The sequence below is a fragment of the Testudinibacter crocodili genome (assembly GCF_006228025.1).
Taxonomy (GTDB): Bacteria; Pseudomonadota; Gammaproteobacteria; order Enterobacterales; family Pasteurellaceae; genus Chelonobacter.
In genome coordinates this window covers 1-5877 of the sequence record NZ_VDHF01000055.1, presented here as the reverse complement: position 1 = coordinate 5877, position 5877 = coordinate 1, and the positions used below count along the sequence as shown (strand labels likewise).

Below are 5877 nucleotides of genomic sequence, written 5' to 3'. Positions count from 1 at the left end.
GAAACCCGATAGCGACTTTTAGATAAATGAGAAAAGACAAAGTATAATTACCGTGAAGCGAAAAACGATAGTAATAAAAAAACCAAAGTGTCGTTCAATCACCCACAAAAATACCCAATCAACTTCGCCAATAAATCCCGGGTCGGTTGCACATATTTCGTTTCCAGAAACTCATCCGGCTGGTGCGCCTGTTCGATCGAGCCAGGCCCTAAAATCAAGGTTGGACACAACTGTTGGATAAACGGCGCTTCGGTGCAGTAGTTGACGGTTTGTGCAGTTTCGCCCAGCAGTTTTTCTACCACCTGCACCACTTGCGCCGAATGCGGGCACTCATAACCGGGAATCGGTTCATAAAGTGCGGTCAGGGTCACACGATCGCCCCAACGTTCGATCAACGGTTGCAACGCTTGCTGCATCATCTCGTTTAAATCTTTCAATTCCAAATTCGGCAACGGGCGAATATCGAATTGCAACTCGCAGCAGGCGCAAATCCGATTGAGCGCATCGCCGCCGTGAATATTGCCCAAGTTCATGGTCGGATAGGGAATCACAAAGCCGTCGTGGCGGTATTTTTCACGCAGCGTATCACGTAGTCCAATCAGATGGGTGGTGGCTTGATGCATAATTTCAATCGCATTGATCCCTTTGTCCGGATCGCTAGAATGCCCCGATTTGCCGATCACCCGTACCGCATTGCCCATATAGCCTTTGTGCGCACGGATCGGTTGTAATCCAGAGGGTTCGCCGATAATGGCACAGTCGGGGCGAATATGCGCGTGTTTAGCAAAAGTGCGTGCACCAAGCATGGTGGTTTCTTCATCAGCGGTGGCAAGAATACGCAGCGGTTTTTTCAGTTGGCTCAGATCCAAATTCGCTACCGTATCCACCACAAACGCGAAAAAGCCTTTCATATCTGCCGTACCCAACCCATAAAACTTGCCGTCTTTTTCGGTCAGTTTGAACGGATCAAAAGTCCAGCGTCCGGCATCAAACGGCACGGTATCAGTGTGCCCTGCCAGCAGCAGCCCGCCTTCGCCCTCACCGAAAGTCGCTAATAAATTGTATTTATTCCGCGTGCCTTCGACCGCGATGATGTCGGTTTTAAAACCCAGCGTTGCCAACCAATCCGCCAAGGTTTCAATCAAAGTGCGGTTGGATTGATCCTGCTCCGCCTCCAGACTGCTGATGGTCGGCAAGCCGATTAAAGTGCGGTATAACTCGAGAAAGTGCGGTATTGACATATTTTTTCCTGATAATAGGGGATTAATTTCAATAATTATGCAAAATAACGCATAATTAATCACTCTTAAACTTATTTAACGTGGTGCAAATCATGTATAAATCACATACAATAGCTTTAACTTTTTGCCACTTAATAAGGATTAGCCTACCCTATGTCAAAATTAAAAGCCATCATTGTCGGTGCCAGCGGTTACACTGGCGCCGAACTCGCCCTGATTTTAAACCGTCATCCGCAGTTTGAGCTGAGCGGGTTGTATGTTTCGAGCAACAGTGCCGATGCCAACAAACCGATTTCCAGCCTGTATCCGCAACTGCGTAGCCTGGTGGATCTGCCGTTGCAACCATTGCCTGCCGACAATACTGAGATCGGCAAACTGGCGCAGCAATTTGATACTGTGTTTTTGGCAACCGCACACGAAGTCAGCCACAATTATGCGCCGATTTTCCTCAATGCCGGCTGCCAAGTGTTCGATCTGTCCGGGGCATATCGGGTAAATAACGCTGAATTTTATACCCAATATTATGGCTTTGAACACCAACATCCGCAACTGTTGCAAAGTGCGGTTTACGGCTTGGCAGAATGGAACCATGAACAGATTAAACACACCGATTTGGTGGCGGTTGCCGGCTGTTATCCGACCGTGTCGCAACTGAGCCTGAAACCACTGCTGGAAAATGATTTGATTGACCGTTCCCAGCTGCCGGTGATTAATGCCGTCAGCGGTGTGAGCGGTGCCGGACGCAAAGCCAGTCTGACCAGCAGTTTCTGCGAAGTCAGTCTGAATGCCTACGGCGTATTTAACCACCGCCACCAGCCGGAAATCGCCAGCCATTTGGGCTGCGACGTGATCTTCACCCCGCACTTGGGCAATTTCAAACGTGGCATTTTGGCGACCATCACCGCCAAACTGAAAGCTGGTGTCACTGCCGAGCAAGTACAAGCGGCGTTTGAACAAGCTTATCACGGCCGTCCGTTGGTGCGCTTATGCGGTCGTCATTTTCCGGCGATTAAACAGGTGGAATTCACCCCGTTCTGCGATATTGCCTTTGCCGTCAAAGATCAGCACATTATTATCGTCGGTGCAGAAGACAATTTGCTGAAAGGCGCGTCGGCACAGGCGGTGCAATGTGCCAATATCCGTTATAACTTCCCGGAAACCGCTGGATTATTTTAATAGGAGCAGCTGATGAGAGCCTTAGTCTTAAAAGTCGGCGGTGTGTTACTCGATACGCCGCAGGCAATGGATAACCTGCTGACCGCACTTCGCCACTATCGCCAACAACATAAACGCCAAATCGTGATTGTACACGGCGGCGGCATTGTGGTGGATAATCTGATGAAAAAGCTGAATTTGCCGGTGGCAAAAAAGAACGGTTTGCGCATCACCCCAAGCGATCAAATTGATATTATCGTCGGTGCACTGGCCGGCATTGCCAACAAAACTCTGTTGGCAAAAGCCTTAAGTATGCAGCTGAATGCGGTCGGGCTGTTTTTGGGCGACGGCAACATGACCGAAGCACAACAGTTTGATGAGGAATTAGGACATGTTGCTAACGTGAGCGCCAACGATCCGACGCTGTTGACACAACTGTTACAAGCGGATTTTCTGCCAATTATCAGCTCGATCGGTTTGGACAAACAAGGGCGCTTGATGAACGTCAATGCCGATCAAGCGGCGATTACCATCGCCAAATTGATCGATGCCGATCTGGTGATGTTGTCCGACGTGGACGGTGTGTTAGACGCCAATAAACAACGGATTGCGCAACTCAACAGCACGCAAATCACCCAGTTAATTGCAGACCAGGTGATCACCGACGGCATGATCGTCAAGGTCAATGCGGCGTTGGAAGCAGCAAAAGATTTAGGCCGTGGCGTGGACATCGCCAACTGGAAGCACCCCGACAAACTGACCGCACTTTTAAGCGGCGAGATTGTCGGCACACGGATTTGTCCATAGACAACACATAGACAACAAATGTGGGGCGGATAAAAAAGCTCAACGTCTTGTTACTAAAAAATTGTTACTAAAAATTTAATACAACAAAAGAGGAATTTTATGGCACTTTGGGGCGGACGCTTCACGCAAGCGGCGGATCAGCGGTTTAAACAATTTAACGATTCATTGGTGTTTGACTACCGCTTGGCGGAACAGGATATCGAAGGTTCGATCGGTTGGTCGAAAGCCTTGACTGCCGTTGGGGTTTTAACTGCCGCAGAACAGCAACAACTGGAACAAGCGTTGCAAGCGCTGCACGCCGTGGTTGCTGCCGATCCGCAGATTATCCTGCAAGACGATCATGAAGATATTCACAGTTGGGTCGAGAGCAAACTGATCGAAAACGTTGGCGATTTGGGCAAAAAATTGCACACCGGTCGCAGCCGTAACGACCAAGTGGCGCTAGATATCAAATTGTGGTGCAAACGGCAAGTCACCGAACTGCAAAAATCCATCCGCCAACTGCAACACAAGCTGATCGCCACCGCCGAAGCCAATCAAAGTGCGGTGATGCCCGGTTACACCCACCTGCAACGGGCACAGCCGGTCACCTTTGCCCATTGGTGTCTGGCGTATTTCGAAATGTTAGAACGGGACTACTCGCGCCTTGCCGATGCCTATCAGCGCATGAACAGTTGTCCGCTCGGCTGCGGTGCGCTGGCCGGCACAGCCTATCCGATTGACCGTGAGCAGTTGGCGCAAGATCTCGGCTTTGCCTCTGCCACCCATAACAGTTTGGATACGGTGTCCGATCGTGATCACATCATCGAACTGCTGTCTGCTGCTTCGTTAAGCATGGTGCATCTTTCCCGTTTCGCCGAAGATTTGATTATTTTCAACAGCGGCGAAGCCAATTTCGTTGAGCTGTCGGACAAAGTCACCTCCGGTTCATCGTTAATGCCGCAAAAGAAAAATCCGGACGCCTGCGAATTGATTCGTGGCAAAACCGGGCGTGTGGTTGGGGCGTTAAACGGCATGTTGATGACGGTGAAAGGCTTGCCGCTGGCGTATAACAAAGATATGCAAGAAGACAAAGAGGGCATTTTTGACGCACTTGATACCTGGCACGACTGTTTGGATATGGCAACACTAGTGTTGGACGACATTAAAGTCAACCGTGAAAAAACCCAAGAAGCCGCACTGAAAGGCTACTCCAATGCCACCGAATTAGCGGATTATCTGGTCGCCAAAGGCATTCCGTTCCGCGACTCGCACCACATTGTCGGCGAGGCCGTGGTGTATGCGATTCAGCAACAAAAAGCGTTGGAAACGTTAAGCCTTGAGGAATTCAAACGTTTCAATCCGGTCATCGACCACGATGTTTACCCGATTCTGTCACTGCAATCCTGCCTCGACAAACGCTGCGCCAAAGGCGGCGTTGCGCCGCAACGAGTTGCTGAAGCGATTGCCGCTGCCAAAGTGCGGTCAGCATAACTTAACATTCCGCTCTCGCTTTAGATAGCGCCATTGATGACAATCAGTGGCGTTTTTTTATGCTTTTCTCGCCAAGATTAACGCCTAAAAAGCAGCCAAAAATTGATCGCGATCATACTTTATGCCTTGCATGTAGCATCCCATTTGAAGTGTAAGCTATCTTCACGTAATATTTACAAGACTGCTCTAAAGCGTTTTTTGGCTATAACCTCGATAAATAAGGAATGACTTATGCAATTCATCAAACTGAGTTTAACCGCACTTTGCCTCGGCTTAATCACTGCCTGTGGCGGAAGTGGCGGTGGTGGCGATAACAGCGGCAATACGGCAACACCAGTCAACGATAATACCACTTCTCCAACGACCAATGTTGATACGCCGAGTACACCTAATACGGAAACCAATAATACTACGGGGCAAGTAGCCAAAACCTCACTCGATAGCGATCATATTGTCGTCACCAACTTAAATTCTCCGAATCTCAGCACTATCACAGTCGATGGACAAACCATTCAAGTGATGAGAAGTGGAACTTATGTCGGAAGCTGGAGCAATATTCGCGATGGCAGCGTTACAACGACGGTTTGTTGCGGTAAATATGATTCTGCCAAAATCGGGTTTTATGATCTAGGTGAAGATGCGCCAGCTTATCTATTTTATAATGGTATTGTCACAGCAAAAAACGACATTCCACAAAGCGGTGTTGTGACTTATAAAGGCGATTCAATAATCTTCCCGGGCTCGGCTGATACGGATTTGCCTGATCAAATTACAGGAACCAGCACATTTAACGCTGATTTTGGCAACAAAACGTTATCCGGAAGCTTGAATGCAGATCAGGTTACCGTTACCGTTAATGCAAAAATCAACGAAAATACCCTTTCCGGTACGGCAACTTCTTCCGTTGATCCCGGAACAATAAATGTTGATGGCAAATTTTATGGTAGCAATGCTAAACAGCTAGCCGGAATGGCGATACCTCAAACAGAAAACGACGATTGGGGCGCCGCATTTATTGCCGGCAAACAATAATATCAAATTCACCAGAGCCACTAACCCAGTGGCTCTTTAGACTGCTGACAAAAGTTAAAATACACGATTAATATTGTAAAAGTAGGGGTAGATTATATATCCGCCCGAAGTGCATCTTATATTTTTACTTTATTTATTAAGTGCTTATACCACACTTCGCAAACGGGCG

Annotated in this window: 5 protein-coding genes; 4 read left to right on the top strand and 1 reads right to left on the bottom strand. The window is 48.4% G+C overall.

Translation table 11 applies throughout. The annotated features are described in order from the left end of the window. Positions 1-98 precede the first annotated feature (98 nt). Complete coding sequence (gene argE / locus FHQ23_RS06160; RefSeq protein ID WP_139613534.1) at positions 99-1241, bottom strand: acetylornithine deacetylase; 1143 nt, start codon at positions 1239-1241, stop codon at positions 99-101. 153 nt (positions 1242-1394) lie between these two features. Here argE and argC point away from each other — a divergent pair, with 153 nt between their 5' ends. From argC to FHQ23_RS06140, 4 genes are all read left to right on the top strand, one after another. Next, positions 1395-2417 (top strand): N-acetyl-gamma-glutamyl-phosphate reductase, encoded by a 1023-nt coding sequence (gene argC, locus FHQ23_RS06155; RefSeq protein ID WP_139613533.1) that lies wholly within the window; start codon positions 1395-1397, stop codon positions 2415-2417. A 12-nt stretch (positions 2418-2429) separates the two neighbouring features. Further along, positions 2430-3203, top strand: a complete 774-nt coding sequence (gene argB / locus FHQ23_RS06150) for an acetylglutamate kinase (RefSeq protein WP_176552266.1) — start codon at positions 2430-2432, stop codon at positions 3201-3203. Between the two features lie 99 nt (positions 3204-3302). Beyond that, positions 3303-4676, top strand: a complete 1374-nt coding sequence (gene argH / locus FHQ23_RS06145) for an argininosuccinate lyase (RefSeq protein ID WP_139613531.1) — start codon at positions 3303-3305, stop codon at positions 4674-4676. A gap of 231 nt (positions 4677-4907) precedes the next feature. After that, positions 4908-5708: a Slam-dependent surface lipoprotein gene (locus FHQ23_RS06140; protein WP_139613530.1), complete on the top strand. Its 801-nt coding sequence runs from the start codon at positions 4908-4910 to the stop codon at positions 5706-5708. Positions 5709-5877: the final 169 nt, after the last annotated feature.

What these genes read in the sequence shown, in the direction of transcription:
- FHQ23_RS06140 (WP_139613530.1), top strand. Translation starts at nt 4,908, where the DNA reads ATGCAATTCATCAAACTGAGTTTAACCGCACTTTGCCTCGGCTTAATC.
- argB (WP_176552266.1), top strand. Translation starts at nt 2,430, where the DNA reads ATGAGAGCCTTAGTCTTAAAAGTCGGCGGTGTGTTACTCGATACGCCG.
- argC (WP_139613533.1), top strand. Translation starts at nt 1,395, where the DNA reads ATGTCAAAATTAAAAGCCATCATTGTCGGTGCCAGCGGTTACACTGGC.
- argH (WP_139613531.1), top strand. Translation starts at nt 3,303, where the DNA reads ATGGCACTTTGGGGCGGACGCTTCACGCAAGCGGCGGATCAGCGGTTT.
- argE (WP_139613534.1), bottom strand. Translation starts at nt 1,241, where the DNA reads ATGTCAATACCGCACTTTCTCGAGTTATACCGCACTTTAATCGGCTTG.